The 13,592-nt window shown below is 59.2% G+C and carries 12 protein-coding genes and 4 pseudogenes; 8 read left to right on the forward strand and 8 right to left on the reverse strand.

Features of this window, described 5'->3' with window-relative positions; genetic code table 11:
• Positions 1-14: 14 nt before the first annotated feature.
• Positions 15-296, reverse strand: a complete 282-nt coding sequence (locus JET17_RS27260; RefSeq protein WP_233100397.1) for a hypothetical protein — start codon at positions 294-296, stop codon at positions 15-17.
• Here JET17_RS27260 and JET17_RS13270 point away from each other — a divergent pair.
• Positions 205-1,017, forward strand: a complete 813-nt coding sequence (locus JET17_RS13270) for a LysR substrate-binding domain-containing protein (protein WP_269821435.1) — start codon at positions 205-207, stop codon at positions 1,015-1,017. The genes JET17_RS27260 and JET17_RS13270 overlap by 92 nt on opposite strands.
• A gap of 107 nt (positions 1,018-1,124) precedes the next feature.
• Here the strand turns inward: JET17_RS13270 and JET17_RS13275 are convergent.
• A pseudogene (locus JET17_RS13275) lies at positions 1,125-1,208 on the reverse strand (transposase domain-containing protein); the annotation flags it as partial.
• A gap of 171 nt (positions 1,209-1,379) precedes the next feature.
• Here JET17_RS13275 and JET17_RS13280 point away from each other — a divergent pair.
• The 4 genes from JET17_RS13280 to JET17_RS13295 all read left to right on the forward strand — a co-directional run bounded on the left by JET17_RS13280 (position 1,380) and on the right by JET17_RS13295 (position 6,213).
• Positions 1,380-2,774 (forward strand): amino acid permease, encoded by a 1,395-nt coding sequence (locus JET17_RS13280; protein ID WP_012314470.1) that lies wholly within the window; start codon positions 1,380-1,382, stop codon positions 2,772-2,774.
• A 58-nt stretch (positions 2,775-2,832) separates the two neighbouring features.
• Positions 2,833-4,215: an NAD(P)/FAD-dependent oxidoreductase gene (locus JET17_RS13285; RefSeq protein WP_012314471.1), complete on the forward strand. Its 1,383-nt coding sequence runs from the start codon at positions 2,833-2,835 to the stop codon at positions 4,213-4,215.
• Positions 4,216-4,230: 15 nt separating this feature from the next.
• The gene (locus tag JET17_RS13290) at positions 4,231-4,581 is read left to right on the forward strand and encodes a cupin domain-containing protein (protein ID WP_012314472.1); all 351 of its coding nucleotides are present in this window, start codon (positions 4,231-4,233) and stop codon (positions 4,579-4,581) included.
• 63 nt (positions 4,582-4,644) lie between these two features.
• Positions 4,645-6,213 (forward strand): CoA-acylating methylmalonate-semialdehyde dehydrogenase, encoded by a 1,569-nt coding sequence (locus tag JET17_RS13295; RefSeq protein ID WP_012314473.1) that lies wholly within the window; start codon positions 4,645-4,647, stop codon positions 6,211-6,213.
• Here the strand turns inward: JET17_RS13295 and JET17_RS27565 are convergent.
• Positions 6,214-6,702 (reverse strand): annotated as a pseudogene (locus JET17_RS27565) (PucR family transcriptional regulator); the annotation flags it as partial.
• Positions 6,703-6,735: 33 nt separating this feature from the next.
• Between JET17_RS27565 and JET17_RS27270 the strand changes: the two are divergent.
• Positions 6,736-6,879, forward strand: a complete 144-nt coding sequence (locus JET17_RS27270; RefSeq protein ID WP_233100399.1) for a hypothetical protein — start codon at positions 6,736-6,738, stop codon at positions 6,877-6,879.
• Between the two features lie 309 nt (positions 6,880-7,188).
• Here the strand turns inward: JET17_RS27270 and JET17_RS27275 are convergent.
• The 5 genes and pseudogenes from JET17_RS27275 to paaY all read right to left on the reverse strand — a co-directional run.
• Positions 7,189-7,602 (reverse strand): annotated as a pseudogene (locus JET17_RS27275) (PucR family transcriptional regulator ligand-binding domain-containing protein); the annotation flags it as partial.
• Positions 7,603-7,672: 70 nt separating this feature from the next.
• Positions 7,673-7,915 (reverse strand): annotated as a pseudogene (locus tag JET17_RS27800) (SDR family NAD(P)-dependent oxidoreductase); the annotation flags it as partial.
• A gap of 1,137 nt (positions 7,916-9,052) precedes the next feature.
• Positions 9,053-9,625 carry a hypothetical protein gene (locus JET17_RS13310; RefSeq protein ID WP_012314474.1) on the reverse strand — a complete coding sequence of 191 codons (573 nt, stop codon included), beginning with the start codon at positions 9,623-9,625 and terminating at the stop codon, positions 9,053-9,055.
• Between the two features lie 416 nt (positions 9,626-10,041).
• Positions 10,042-10,965 (reverse strand): phenylacetic acid degradation operon negative regulatory protein PaaX, encoded by a 924-nt coding sequence (gene paaX, locus JET17_RS13315; protein ID WP_190273307.1) that lies wholly within the window; start codon positions 10,963-10,965, stop codon positions 10,042-10,044.
• Between the two features lie 77 nt (positions 10,966-11,042).
• Positions 11,043-11,642, reverse strand: coding sequence for a phenylacetic acid degradation protein PaaY (gene paaY / locus JET17_RS13320; protein WP_012314476.1), 600 nt, complete (start codon positions 11,640-11,642; stop codon positions 11,043-11,045).
• Positions 11,643-11,988: 346 nt separating this feature from the next.
• On the opposite strand from paaY, the gene paaF reads away from it, so the two are divergent.
• Together paaF and paaG are read left to right on the forward strand one after the other, a co-directional pair.
• Positions 11,989-12,762: a 2,3-dehydroadipyl-CoA hydratase PaaF gene (paaF, locus tag JET17_RS13325; protein ID WP_012314477.1), complete on the forward strand. Its 774-nt coding sequence runs from the start codon at positions 11,989-11,991 to the stop codon at positions 12,760-12,762.
• 37 nt (positions 12,763-12,799) lie between these two features.
• Positions 12,800-13,591 carry a 2-(1,2-epoxy-1,2-dihydrophenyl)acetyl-CoA isomerase PaaG gene (paaG, locus tag JET17_RS13330; RefSeq protein ID WP_012314478.1) on the forward strand — a complete coding sequence of 264 codons (792 nt, stop codon included), beginning with the start codon at positions 12,800-12,802 and terminating at the stop codon, positions 13,589-13,591.
• Position 13,592 lies beyond the last annotated feature (1 nt).

A 13,592-nucleotide genomic window follows, 5' to 3' on the forward strand; every position in this document is an offset into this window, starting at 1 on the left:
CCAGCGATCCGGGGTTACTGACGCAGCGAATTCATCAGTAACCAGCCGAATTGAGTTACCCCGAGATGATCATGTAAAAATACAAGCTCGACAAAAGGTTTAAATTCGCCAGTCAATGAATTGGATTCATCAATGAAGATCTTTAAAAAGGTACCTCTCTCAGCCCTGAGGGTTTTCGAAGCGGCGGGGCGTACATGCTCTTTCGTGGAGGCAGCGAAAGAACTGGATCTCTCCTCAAGCGCAGTCAGCCATGCAATACGCAAACTGGAAGTCGCAGCAGGGGTATCGCTGTTCACCCGCAGTACGCGTCACACGGCGCTGACGTCTGAGGGCTCCATGCTGCTGGATCATGTTCAACGGGGCTTCGAGGAGATGAGCCGTGGGTTGGCGATTGCGACCAATGAGCCCGCAGTGCCGCTGCGCCTTCACGTTGCGCCGACGTTCGCCAGTCAGTGGTTGGTGCCTCGCCTGGCGGGCTTCCTGCACGGTCATCCCGGCATCGACCTGCGCATATCCGCCAGTACTGACTACGCGCGGTTCGACAACGATGATTTCGACCTGGACATCGTTTACGGCGAGCCCAGGCCTTCGTCACACGAAAAGACCCCGCTGCGGATCGAAGAGCTGACGCCGCTGTGCAGCCCTGAGGTTGCCAGGCATCTTCGTTCACCGCAGGACTTGTATTCGCTGTTCCTGATCCAGAGCGACGGGCAGTCAGTGCAGTGGAAAGGCTGGTTCGCGGCCAACGGCATGCAGCCACCGAAAAGCTACGGCTTGGCGTTCGATCGAAGCTCCATGAGTATTTCAGCGGCGGCTGGCGGCCTGGGGGTGGTGCTCGAATCTGACTTGTTAGCTGAGCAGGAGCTGGCCAGCGGTCAGCTGGTCAGCCCGCTTCGGCATGTCAGCAACAGCGTTCGCTACGTTGGCCATTATCTCGTGCATCCTCGGCGGCATCGACAACCGCATGCAGTGACTCAGTTCAAGCAATGGCTGTTCAAGGAGTTGGCTGTGCAGTGAAGAGGAGGGGCAGGCGAAGTCCATGACCCGGGAAAGCGTGCTGAGAGACTATTTGCAGGGCTCGGATAAGGGGCGCTTTGAAGGATGGTCATGCCCCATGAGGCGCATTCAGGCGAGCGGTTCCACGGCAGCAGCGCCTCATAGTCTGCTACCGAATAAGCATGCGACAGCCGCTCAAGGACGTGGCGCAGCTTTGAGGATAAGTAACCCCTGAGCCTGCCGTACCTCTAAGTAGCCGCATTCGACATCATACATTTGTACAAATCAATGCTCGCAAACCTGAACATTTAACGATTTCCAGTACCGCAAAGGCGTTTTAGTCTCCTGTTCAAGCGTTGAACAATAATAAAAGGAGACACCCCATGCCCATTCAGTCAGAGCATGATCCGCGCCTAAAACGATCACTGAAAACACGCCATATCAGCATGCTTGCCCTTGGCGGCGTCATTGGTGCAGGTCTGTTCGTCGGTTCCAGCGCCGTCATCACCTCAACCGGCCCGGGTGCGTTCCTCACCTATGCCATCACCGGCATCATCGTCGCTCTAGTGATGCGAATGCTCGGTGAGATGGCAGCGGCACATCCCACCAAAGGTTCTTTTGTTGACTACGCCCGAATGGCGTTTGGCCGACCGGCTGGGTACATGACCGGTTGGCTGTACTGGTATTTCTGGGTCATTGTCGTCGGCTTTGAAGCCGTGGTTGGCGGCCAGATCATCAATGGCTGGTTCCCGGATATTCCGGTCTGGGTCATTGCCCTGGGGCTCATGATCAGCATGACCTTGCTGAACATGATGTCGGTGCACTCCTTCGGTGAGGCCGAATACTGGTTCGCCGGGGTTAAAGTGGCCGCCATCGTCGTATTCCTGCTCGTGGCGGGCGCCTACGTGTTCCATCTGTGGCCGAACTCGACTGCCTCTTTTGACAACTTGACCCAGCATGGTGGCTTCCTGCCCCACGGCGTAGGTGCACTGTTCACGGGTGTCGTCGTGGTCATTTTCTCCATGACAGGTGTCGAGGTCGCGACACTCGCCGCGGCAGAATCGGAAGACCCTACTCGCAACATCCGCAAGGCAGTGAACACCGTCATGCTGCGCATCCTGGTGTTCTTTGTGCTGGCCACGTTCTTCATCGTTGTCGCCCAGCCATGGACCAGCCTGACCCCAGGTAAATCGCCCTTCGTGACCACGCTGGAACACATTGGCATTCCTGGTGCTGGCGAGATGCTCACTGCGGTCATTCTGGTTGCCGTGCTGTCAGTGCTCAACGCCGGCCTCTATACCTCTTCGCGCTTGCTGTTCGTCCTGGCGTCCAATGACGAGGCGCCTCGCTGGATTGCTGGCGTGAACAAAAAAGGTGTGCCGGTTCGTGGCGTGCTTGCCTCCACCTTGGTTGGCTATGGCTGCGTGGTCATTGCAGCACTGTGGCCGGATACGGTGTTCCAGTTCCTGATCAACTCCTCGGGCACGGTGTTCTTGTTTGTCTACCTGATGATCTGCTTGTCACAGCTCAAGCTGCGCCGCAAGTGGGTAGAAGAGGGCAGCCTGAAGTTCGCCATGTGGGCCCACCCATGGCTGCCGCTGCTGGTCACCGCTTCGATCATCGCCGTCCTGGTCAGCATGGCATTCGATCCCTCCATGCAGATGAGCCTGCTGCAGTGCGTGATAGCCATCTTCGCCATTGCTGCTTCGTACCTGGCACTGAGCCTATCTCGCAAGCGTCAGCGAGCCGTCAAAGGCCAGCCCGTCACCACTGCTTAGTCAACAACGCCGTATCAGTACACCCCGGATCCCGGGCCCTCAATGGGAAGCCAACAGCATGTCAGCGAAATACGAATTGTCCCAGTTGCCGAACAAACCGCTGTGGTTCGCGCCAAGCCCGTCGCGTGAGCGACTGGATGGTGCGGCCCAAGCCGACGTCGTTATCGTCGGAGCCGGTTACACAGGGCTGTGGACGGCCTACTACCTGCTCAAGAGTGATCCTTCTCTGCGCGTAGTTCTGCTGGAGAAAAACGAAGTCGGTTTTGGTGCCTCTGGGCGCAACGGCGGTTGGGCATCGGCAATTTTCCCGATATCGCTGCACCGCGTAGAGGAGCTGTATTCGCACAATGCGGCTCTGCATCTGCAGGCTGCAATGAACGAAACAGTCGATGAGATTGGCCGGGTACTCGCGCTGGAAGGGGTGGACGCTGACTACGCCAAGCAAGGCTTCTTGTCGCTGGCACGTAGCAAACCACAGATGGAGCGAGCCAGAGCAGCTGTCGAGTCTTCGGCACGCTTTGGGCTCCCCGATCAGTGGCGCGTGCTTGAGGCTGCTGAAGCCCAGACACGCATTGGTGCTCAAGAAACGCTCGGCGGCCTTTATACGGAGCACTGCGCGCTGATCCACCCGGGCAAGCTGGTCCGTGGTTTGGCGAAGCTGGTTGAAGGCCTGGGTGCGAAAATTTATGAGCAGTCGGCAGTCACTCAGATGGCGCCGGGGGTGGTGCACACCGCCCATGGCTCGGTGCGCGCTGAAATGACTGTGCGTGCCACTGAGGCATTCACTTCCCAACAGCCCGGACACTCGCGTTTTGTCATTCCGCTGTACTCGTTGGTCCTGGCCACCGAGCCACTGCCTGGCGATCTGCTGGCCAAGCTCAAACTCGATCACCGCATGGCCTTCAACGACATGCGCCACCTGCGCGTTTACGGTCAGGTGACGGCGGAAGGCCGGTTGGTCTTCGGTGGTCGCGGGGCTCCCTACAACTGGGGCTCGCGCATGTCTGCCGAGGACGATTTGGTGGACAACATCCACGGCAAGATCTACGACACCCTGCTCGAGTTCTTCCCGGCGCTGCGAGATGCACGCATCACTCACCGTTGGGGCGGCGCGCTAGGCGTCTCGCGCGACTGGTGCCCGACTGTGAGCATCGATCGCAATAAGCGCATGGCCTGGGCCGGTAACTATGTGGGTGACGGCGTAGCCACCAGCAACCTGGCCGGGCGTCTGCTGCGCAACTTCATTCTGGAGCGCGACGAGGAAATCAACACGTTGCCTCTGGTCAACCACCGCTCGCCATCCTGGGAGCGCGAACCCTTGCGTTGGTTCGGTATCAACAGCGGCCTCGCAGCAGCCTCGCTGAGTGATATCGAAGAACGCTTCACCCACAAACCTTCGCGTACCGCGATGCTGCTGGAAAAGCTCACCGGCGCCCATTGATAAGGAGAAAACCCTATGCCTTCGTTCACCATCATCAAGCACGCCGACATCAAGGCCCTGCCTCTTAACCCCGCCGGCCAGCGTGCAGGGGCTGACAAGGGTGACCCACAGATCGCCATCCAGACCCTTGCTCCAGAAGCAGTCGGTAATCTCGGTGTGTGGGAATGCCAACCCGGTGGCTGGCCAGTAATCGAGCGACCTGACACCGAGTTCACCTACATCATTTCCGGTAAAGCCCTGCTCACCGACAGCAGCACTGAAGAAGTCGTAGAAGTGAACGGCGGCGACCTGATCATCCTGCCGCCGGGGTGGACCGGCCGTTGGGATGTGCTCGAGACCGTACGCAAGGTCTACGCAATCTACTGAAACATGAGTACGGCGAGCAAAAAATGCTCGCCACCGTAGTTACCCTTTGATGTGAGAAAGACAATGACCCAAACCATCATGAACTGGATCTCCGGCGCTCAAGCCGAGGCCACCAGCGGCCAGCAACTGCCGGTCTACAACCCAGCCACCGGCGTGGTCACTGGTCAGGTGCAACTGTCGGCGCAGAAAGACGTGAATGCTGCCGTGGCATCGGCCAAAGCTGCCTTCCCGGCCTGGAGCAATCTGTCGCCGCTGCGCCGCTCGCGGGTACTGAACAATTTCCTGGCGCTGCTGAATGAGCACAAAGACGACCTAGCGCGCATGATCACCGCCGAACACGGCAAGGTCTTCACCGACGCACAGGGCGAGGTGATGCGTGGCATCGAGATCGTCGAATTCGCCTGCGGCGCGCCGCAGCTGCTGAAAACCGATTTCACCGATCAAGTCAGCACCAACATCGACAACTGGACCCTGCGCCAGCCATTGGGTGTAGTCACTGGCATCACTCCGTTCAACTTCCCGGTCATGGTGCCAATGTGGATGTTCCCGGTCGCTCTGGCCACCGGCAATACCTTCGTGCTCAAGCCAAGCCCGCTGGATCCGAGCCCGAGCCTGTTCATCGCCGAGTTGCTCAAGCAAGCCGGCCTGCCAGACGGCGTGTTCAACGTGGTGCAGGGTGACAAGGATGCGGTGAATGCACTGATCGAACACCCGGATGTACAGGCCGTGTCGTTCGTAGGTTCGACCCCGATCGCCAACCACATCTATGAAACCGGCGCTCGCCATGGCAAGCGCGTCCAAGCACTGGGCGGCGCGAAAAACCATCTGGTAGTGATGCCCGATGCCGATATCGACCAGGTAGTCGATGCCCTGATCGGTGCGGCGTATGGTTCGGCCGGTGAGCGTTGCATGGCCATCAGCGTGGCGGTGTTTGTCGGTGACGATACCTCTGAAAAAGTCATGCCCAAGCTGATCGAGCGCACCCGCAAGCTCAAAGTGCTCAATGGTACCAACCTCGAAGCCGAAATGGGCCCGATCGTTACCCGTGCTGCGCTGGACCGCATCACCGGTTACATCGAGCAAGGTGTAAAAGAGGGCGCGACCATGCTGGTCGATGGTCGTGGCTTCAATGGCCAGACCGCAGGCGACGGCTGTGGCGATGGTTTCTGGCTGGGCGGCACGCTGTTCGACAATGTCACTCCAGACATGCGGATCTACAAGGAAGAGATTTTCGGCCCGGTGCTGGCGTGCATGCGAGTGAAAGACTTCGCCGAGGCCGTCGACCTGATCAACGCCCACGAATTCGGCAACGGCGTGAGCCTGTACACCCGCGACGGCCACATCGCCCGCGAGTTCGGCCGCCGTATCCAGGTGGGCATGGTCGGCATCAACGTACCGATTCCGGTGCCAATGGCCTGGCATGGCTTTGGCGGCTGGAAGAAGAGCCTGTTCGGTGACATGCATGCTTACGGCGAGGAAGGGGTGCGCTTCTACACCAAGCAGAAGAGCATCATGCAGCGTTGGCCGCAAGCCATCGCCAAAGGCGCAGAGTTCGCGATGCCGACCCCAGAAACGTGCGATGCCACTGGTAGTTGTTGGCTTCAGCCCTGTGAGTTGTTCAACCAGCTTTAATCGATAGACAAGCGTTTGGCGGTGAACATCTAGGTCGAAGGCGGTTGCTTTCCAATTGCCGTCGTTTTGCAGAAAGGTAATCAATGTGGTCAGCAGTGCCGCACCCTGGGTACGATCGTGCTCAATCAATGGACCCAGATACCGACCTACAAGTGCACGTGCTTCAGGCATCGACTTGGGTGCCATGACCAACCCGGTTTCCGCCTCTCCATAAGCCAGGATTTCCTTGACTATTTCCTGGGCTTGGATAAGCGCGAGCCGGGATTGTCGGAAGCTTTCCTGTAGGCCCGTTGCTGCTGAGATTGGCCCGCTAACGCCGATCACAGTGCCGACACCGAGGTTGGTGCGCAATTCCTCAAATATTGATGGCTGATTTCGACTGAGCGCCATCAATAGTCCGCTTTCGACAAACAGCAATGGTGTTAGCGCGCACAGGGAAGGGCAGTGATGAATATTGTCGATTGACCATGGGCCGGCTGGCCCTGGCATTATCGCCAAGCTGACCAATGTGCCTGTGAGCCCATGACGTTCCAGCACCGGCAACGCCAAAGAGAACTCGGTTGTACCGTCGAGCAAGCTGCGCAGCAGCGACTCACCTTCTTCGCGTTGCTGGTCGCGTTGGATCATCAGACGCTCCAGTTCGACACCCAGCAAGCCAGCCAATGACCGAACCAATATGGAATCATCGGCAGTGCGCCTGGCGCTACCCGAGATAATGAGATTGGCACGGGCGCGACCACCAATCGGTATCCGTTCGATGTGATCGACATCTTCTGAAGATACGCCCTGGGCTTCGACAATCTTGAGCCCGCTGACAGCATCTTCGATGGCCAGACTCATACCCAATGCAGTGGCGAGGATCGAGAGCCTTCCAGCCATTTCTGGTTGCTTGCGCAGTGCCTCTGCGTAAGTCTGAAACAGCCGTTCGCTGGCATTGAACCGCTCCCGCTGTGCCTGCAGAACACTTTCAATCACTTGGTGTGAAAGCTTGACGAACTCCAGTTGGAAGCTCGCGCGCAGCACTGGAAAATGCAGCCTGTCGGCTGCTTCCAGCAGTGCTTGCGTCAAGTCTGGGGCATCTTGCCTGGGAGCGATGACCAAGGCGCTAGGGGTGCTCTGTACGAGCTGCTCCAGCCATTCAACCTGCTCCTGCGAAGTCTTTGGTAGGCCCACGCCGGTGGTCATTACCAGATCACCCGGTGACACCCAGCGCCAAGGGTCGGGCAGGTCAACCGTATGTGCCCAGGTGATGGTCCGTCCAATACCCGCCATGCCGGCGGCAACCTGCAGTTTCAGTGGATCAATAGCAATTAGATTTTGCACCGTCAGCATTAGAAGCTCTCGTGTCACGCGGATAAAGCAACGCACTCTGCACAGACAGGCAAGCATTGCCAGAATAAGCGGGATGATCTACAGCCAGCGGAGCCGAGCTCTGACTTCACAGCCAGAGCCTTGGCCATTACCTCAGTGTGCGACACGGAGGAGGGAGAGTAAATCCAATAGTCAATGCGTTGGTCTGCTGGGAAAGCTCGGTTCTCACCGACCCCGGCAAGACCGCATTAACCCGTATGCTGTATTTTCGCGATGCCCAGTCCAGTGCAGCGGACTTTGTCATGGAGACCACTGCGGCACGGCTCGCCGCATAGGACAGTGCAAATGCAGCGCCGCGAAGTGCACCTATGGACGCGACATTCACTACAGCTGCTTCAGAAGCGCGAAAACTTGGTCTGCTGAGTTAGACAAGATCTAGGTCACTCAAGCTATTCGCGTGCATGGTGTTTTGGTTGTGATGCGGCGGCTAAGCACAAGCAAGGAGTACAGATGTGCTCCTTAGCGATTTTCATACAGTGAGTGACCTCTTTAACTACGGCGGGCAACGTAGAGGTCTGAGTACCCAGTTTCGTGCTAGCGGTAGCAGGGAGCACCAGTCGGTCAACTTCCCTCCGAATGACCTGCCTCTCGTCTATTTTGCAACACGTTTCCTGCAAGTTTCCCGAGGGGTTCAGCAACTCTCCCAGCAGCGTCCGCACGTGAGAGAAATATTCCTCTCCGCTGGCTGAAAATGTCAGATTTGGAAAGTGTCCGCATTATCGTCGCGTTTGCAGGAAAATCGCTCGGAGCGTCGTTTGTGCGAAAGCTGTGTCGCTAAGGGGATCCAGGGAGCTGAATTACACGATCGAAATTGTGGGGACTGCCGTAAGGCCCGGAGCGCGTGGCTTGGAGCGTTTGTCTGCTTGGTGTTGCGGGTCTTCGGGGGGGGCGTGTATTTCAAATGGAAACTGTGGCTCGTTGAGGGCTGAAAATACGGAAAGTGTCCTGATTATGGGGTTCGCCGTGCAAGCAGGAAGGTGTCCGCATTAGGTGCAAAAAACCCTGGAGGCGTTGGATTTACTGGCTCACAGGGGGCGTTTTGGAAATCCCGCAGATTGCTAGAGTGTCCAGATAGCGCGGAAAACCGGAGCAACGGTTCAAACGAGCGTTTATTGACAAGACCCAATGGAATCAAGGGTTTGCGGGAAGCGCTCAGAGGCATAAGTGTCCGCATTTCTGCGGTTTGCTGGCGCTTGGAAGCAACCCCGAGACGCTGGAGGGCTTGTGGGCTTGTGGGCTTGTGGGCTTGTGGGCTGGGGGCTGGGGGCTGCGGGGGAAGAAGTGTCCGTGATTCGCGACGGCTACAAGGGAACCGGTGAATGCTGAAAACGGCGCCTGTGAATGGTGAAACTGGAGAAGTGAAGGTCAGCAACCGAAGAGCGAACATACACCATTTAACATAATATGCATTATGCGCACCTTCGTATGGAGCTACCGGGGCCGTGGGTGGGCAGATTTCAACAGAGGCTCACGACGGATCAGGCTCCTTTCCAGTCTTGGCCTGAAAATCAGCAGGCGTCATGCCATAGCAAACAATGAAGACATCACGGCAGCCTTGCTCTCGGTACCACTTCACAACGCTGTCAATCATAGTGCCCAGGACACGAATCAACGTGTCGCTGTAGCCTTTGCGCGAGCTGGCTTCATACGGGTACCGAGCGTTTGTGAAGACGTTGCGGTAACGCTCAATCCATTCTTCCTCCTGGTCGAATCGAAGGTGCGCCCGGATATCCGCAGGGACTGCGTGAAAAAGCGTGAGCAAATCGTGTTTGTCGACGCGCTTGTCAGCCGCAATCTTGCCGACGCGCTGCAGTTCGCGATGCGCGTCCTTGAGCAATTCGGCGTCAAGGTCGTAAGTTTCATTGACCTGGTCATGGTTGCCATTGGGCACAGCAACGAAGCTTTTCAGCAAAATTTCCATGCCAATCGCAGCGTTTACCTGGGCAGCAGCCATCATGTCGTGTCCAGTAAGCAGGTGTTTGGCAGCTTCCCAATAGCGGTAAGCGCTTTCGATCATCCATGGCGTAAGGTGCTGCTGCATCAAAATTCTCCATCAGTTGAGCTACCCCTAGCTCAACTGATTAGCTACCCTGCCCCTACAATATGACTCCAAGGAATAGCTAAACTAAATATTCATTTAGTTTAGTTATATTCCAGCTTAACTTGTGCTGGGACTTTATTGATTAAACAGTCCGTACTCGCTCAGCTGAGCATCCGCACCGAACTTGCTCGGCCTGATCCCGCGTCAGGGCAAAGTGGGCGTGGTGGCTGAGCAGGTTTGCACGGCTGATCTGGCTGCCCTCACGGCCAACAGCCATGGCCAAGGTTTGTGCCGGCCCTTCTTCGAGCATGGGCAGTACGTCGTACATCGGCGACAAACGCCGCCCGCCGGCCACCCAGATCACTGCATGGTTGTATCGGCGCAGGCGACGGGGAAATTGAGGGGAAGCCCCGGCTTCAGCCCAAACCACCAAACCGCCTGTAGAAGCTCTCGTTAACATCCGGCAACGGCCCATCTGCCGTCTCCAGTGCGCTCCCCAGCCACGCTTCCGCCCTGCCCCACACCAGACGATAGAGGTTACGGCACAACTGGCGAGCAGCCCTGCCTTCCCAGTCCCCAGGCAGCAGCTCATCCGGCAACTGCGGGTCGCGCAGCAGCAGCCGACGGTACTCATGAATCAACAAGGTGCGCGCCAGGAAGCAGTCCTGGGCATCGAGTTCCTTCTGCTCCTTGAGTGCCTGCCACAGCGGTCGGAACAAGCGGATGAACTCGCTGTAGTGCTCGCCCAGTTCCTCGATCCGCCAGCTTTCCCTAACCTGGGCGCGCATGGCCTTTGAGGCCAGTACTTCCTGGGTGTGGGTTTCGAAGACGATGCTGTCGTCAGTGGCGTCCAGCTCGCGCAAGGTGGTCGCCAGGTCGGCACGATCAGCGCGCGGGCACCCCAGTACGTTCGGGGCGATGGCACCGTAGCCCTGCCACTCCAGCTCCTCGCGCACGGCCTTGCGCTTGCTGGCCTCCAGCTGCGACAGCAACACCAGCGTCCAGGCGCCGTCCCAGGCTGGCAGGCTCGCGCTGTAAACACGCTTGAAAGCTTTTTCGAAACGGCGCCGGCCGGTGCCGGTGAGGCTGTAATAGCTGCGCCGGCCGACTTTCTCGGCGGTCAGCCAGCCTTCCTTGGTCAGGCGGAAGATCGAGGTGCGGATCAGCCGTTCGTTGATGCCGATCGGCTCCAGCAGGTTGATCAGGCTGCCCAGCCAGACCGTGCCACCATGCGGCTCGATGGCGTCGCCATACAGGGTGATGATCAGCGAGCTCGCGCGGATCGGCGTCTGCTCCTGGAAGCGGGTGATCAAGGTATTGAGGGGGGCAAGGCTGCTCATGGGGGAACTGTAAGCCGATGGAGCCCCGACTATACCTGCCCGCCGTGCCGCCTGGCCATTGCCAGTCACCACCAGGCTCATGCCTGCGCCTCGCCTTTGGGGCGAAAGCCGCAATCACCCATGCGTGGGCGCTGCTCCTCGACTTCGCTCAGGGGCGGGCATTCGACCAGGGCGGCACTGCAGCGCTGGGCCAGGCGCTGGTATTCGTCTGTGCCGCGTTGCTTCCAGGCGACCTCTTGATCGCTGAGGGTACGCTTGGCCTGTGCCGGCGCGCCCATTACCAGGCTCTGCTCGGGGCATTCGAAGCCAGCCTTGACGAAGGCCGTGGCGCCGACGATGCAGCGTGGCGCGATGTGTGCGCCGTCCATGATTACCGCATTCATGCCCACCAAGGCATCGGCGCCAATCCGGCAGCCGTGCAAAACCGCGCCGTGGCCCACATGACCATGGCGCTCTATCACCGTATCGCCGCCAGGGAAGCCGTGCATCACGCAGGTGTCCTGCAGGTTGGCACCCTCCTCCAGGACGATCCGGCCAAAGTCGCCACGCAACGACGCCAGGGGGCCGACGTAACACTGCGGGCCGATGATTACATCGCCGATCAGCACGGCCGTCGGGTGTACGTACGCCGTTGGGTGGATCACCGGGGTCAGGCCGTCCAGCCGATAGCAAGGCATGTCACACCTCTCAAAATGATTCAGCAAGTGGGATGATCATGTATCACGATAAATGTAACCGTCAATTACTGATTCCTTGTATCGCTTTGCGATGCACACCATTCAGCCTATAAAACCTGTCGTTTTCCTCGTAATTATTGGGCCTCCACAGCATCAGCCGGACTCAATTGGCAGGTAATCTTCACACAAAGAGACACGCGACACGTTTTTATGTGTTGCAGTTGTGTATCGCATAAGGCATATACTGGACCTCATACGGGCAGGCCTCAGCGTTTTCCCCTGCCCCTGCAGACAATTCCAATAAATGCCGGCCCATGTGCCGTGCGTGCAGCCTGAGGAAACCGACATGCCTCGCTATCTCGTTGTGCAGGCGCCTGAGGACGGCGTCCGGCTGATCACCCTGCAGCGGCCCGAAGCCCTCAACGCGCTGTGTACCGAACTGCTCGCCGAGCTTGCGGCCGAGCTGGAAAGTGCCGAGCGCGACCCGGCAACCCGCGCCATAGTGCTCACCGGCAGCCGCAAGGCCTTCGCTGCCGGCGCCGACATCCGTGAAATGGCCGAGCGCGACCTGGTCGGCATCCTCAACGACCCACGCGTCGCCTATTGGCAGCGCATCGCAGGCTTTGCCAAACCGCTGATTGCAGCGGTCAACGGCTTCGCCCTGGGCGGTGGCTGCGAGCTGGTGATGTGCGCCGATATCGTCATCGCCGGCGAAGACGCACGCTTCGGCCAGCCCGAAATCAACCTCGGCATCATCCCCGGCGCGGGCGGCACACAACGCCTGGTGCGCGCGGTCGGCAAGCCGCTGGCCATGCAGATGGTACTGACCGGCGAGCCGATCACAGCCCGGCAGGCACAGCAGGCCGGCCTGGTCAGCGAGCTGACGCAACCTGAGCTTGCCGTCGAGCGCGCCCTGCAAGTGGCGGCCAGCATCGCCCGCAAGGCCCCGCTGGCCGTGCGCCTTGCCAAAGAAGCCCTGCTCAAGGCCGGGGACACCGACCTGGCCACCGGCCTGCGCTTCGAACGCCACGCGTTCACCTTGCTGGCCGGTACCGTCGACCGCGACGAAGGCATCCGCGCCTTCCAGGAAAAACGCCCGGCGCACTTCTTGGGCCAGTAACCCCCTCTTCCCCACCGACTGACGGAGCGAGCCTGTCATGGCTTTCGAGCACATCCTGTTTTCCATCGAGGACGGTGTCGCCCTCCTCTCGCTGAACCGGCCTGACCAGCTGAACAGCTTCAACACGCAGATGCACAAGGAAGTGCGCGAGGCGCTCAAGCAGGTGCGCCAAGACCCGCAGGTGCGCGTGTTGCTGCTGACCGGCGAAGGGCGTGGCTTTTGCGCCGGGCAAGACTTGTCTGACCGCAACGTCGCGCCTGGCGCGCAAGTGCCCGATCTGGGCGAATCGATCGAGGCGTTCTACAACCCGCTGGTGCGCGCCCTGCGCGAGCTGCCGATGCCGGTCATCTGCGCGGTCAACGGCGTGGCGGCCGGTGCGGGCGCGAACATTCCGCTGGCCTGCGACCTGGTGCTTGCGGCCCGCTCTGCCAGCTTTATCCAGGCGTTCTGCAAGATCGGCCTGGTGCCGGACTCGGGTGGTACCTGGCAACTGCCGCGCTTGGTCGGCATGGCCCGGGCCAAAGCGCTGGCCCTGCTCGGCGATCGCCTGAGTGCGGAGAAGGCCGAGCAATGGGGTCTGATCTATCAGGTGGTCGAGGACGCCGCACTGCGTGACGAGGCGCTGGCCCTCGCCCGCCAGTTGGCGACCCAGCCGACTTACGGGTTGGCCCTGATCAAGCGTGCGCTGAACGCCAGCTTCGACAATCACTTTGACCAGCAGCTAGAACTTGAGCGTGACCTACAGCGCCTGGCCGGGCGCAGCGAAGACTACCGCGAAGGCGTCGCAGCGTTCATGGCCAAGCGCGCACCGGCCTTCAAGGGGTGCTGAC

This window comes from Pseudomonas putida (genome assembly GCF_016406145.1).
In the GTDB taxonomy this organism is placed as follows: Bacteria; Pseudomonadota; Gammaproteobacteria; order Pseudomonadales; family Pseudomonadaceae; genus Aquipseudomonas; species Aquipseudomonas putida_E.

Bases quoted from the DNA above. Each gene is read 5' to 3' on its own strand.
- JET17_RS13295 (WP_012314473.1), top strand. From the start codon at position 4,645: ATGACCCAAACCATCATGAACTGGATCTCCGGCGCTCAAGCCGAGGCC.
- JET17_RS13280 (WP_012314470.1), top strand. From the start codon at position 1,380: ATGCCCATTCAGTCAGAGCATGATCCGCGCCTAAAACGATCACTGAAA.
- JET17_RS13310 (WP_012314474.1), bottom strand. From the start codon at position 9,625: ATGCAGCAGCACCTTACGCCATGGATGATCGAAAGCGCTTACCGCTAT.
- paaY (WP_012314476.1), bottom strand. From the start codon at position 11,642: ATGCCTTGCTATCGGCTGGACGGCCTGACCCCGGTGATCCACCCAACG.
- paaG (WP_012314478.1), top strand. From the start codon at position 12,800: ATGGCTTTCGAGCACATCCTGTTTTCCATCGAGGACGGTGTCGCCCTC.
- paaF (WP_012314477.1), top strand. From the start codon at position 11,989: ATGCCTCGCTATCTCGTTGTGCAGGCGCCTGAGGACGGCGTCCGGCTG.
- JET17_RS27270 (WP_233100399.1), top strand. From the start codon at position 6,736: ATGACGTTCCAGCACCGGCAACGCCAAAGAGAACTCGGTTGTACCGTC.
- paaX (WP_190273307.1), bottom strand. From the start codon at position 10,965: ATGAGCAGCCTTGCCCCCCTCAATACCTTGATCACCCGCTTCCAGGAG.
- JET17_RS13285 (WP_012314471.1), top strand. From the start codon at position 2,833: ATGTCAGCGAAATACGAATTGTCCCAGTTGCCGAACAAACCGCTGTGG.
- JET17_RS13290 (WP_012314472.1), top strand. From the start codon at position 4,231: ATGCCTTCGTTCACCATCATCAAGCACGCCGACATCAAGGCCCTGCCT.